The organism is Pedococcus sp. P1_H8 (genome assembly GCF_056405175.1).
In genome coordinates this window covers 1-456 of the sequence record NZ_JBFUCP010000223.1, presented here as the reverse complement: position 1 = coordinate 456, position 456 = coordinate 1, and the positions used below count along the sequence as shown (strand labels likewise).

Sequence of the window (456 nt, the reverse complement as noted above, 5' to 3'; positions counted from 1 at the left end):
TGAGTGAGGCGCTGGCCCAGGGCGGCACCTCGTTCGACGCGTTGTACGTCAACGTCAACGGTGAGTCCGGCTACTTCGACCGGTCGCTGTCCGCCTACGGCCGCGAGGACCGGCCCTGCCCGCGGTGCGGTGCCCCGATCCGGCGCGAGAAGTTCATGAATCGGTCGTCGTACAGCTGCCCGAAGTGTCAGCCGCGACCGCGAGGGCGATAGCGGTCCTCGTCGAGTCTCCCGGAGGCGGTCCCGGCGTACCGTGAGGATCGGGGGCCGTGAGATGAGGGTGGCGATTGGATGCCGGCCGCCGTTCGGAGCCAAGTCGGGAACCTGCCGCTCGAGCTGACCAGTTTCGTCGGTCGTCGCCGCGAGGTGTCCGAGGTGAAGCGACTGTTCTCCCGCTCGCGTCTGGTGACGTTGACCGGGATCGGTGGCGTCGGAAAGACCCGGCTTGCCCTGCGTG

1 protein-coding gene is annotated in these 456 nt (G+C 68.4%); it reads left to right on the top strand.

Annotation, left to right across the window (positions count from 1 at the left end; all coding sequences use genetic code 11):
* The coding region (locus AC1DYG_RS19700) for a zinc finger domain-containing protein (protein ID WP_477641542.1) at positions 1 to 212 on the top strand (212 nt) is incomplete at its 5' end.
* Positions 213 to 456: the final 244 nt, after the last annotated feature.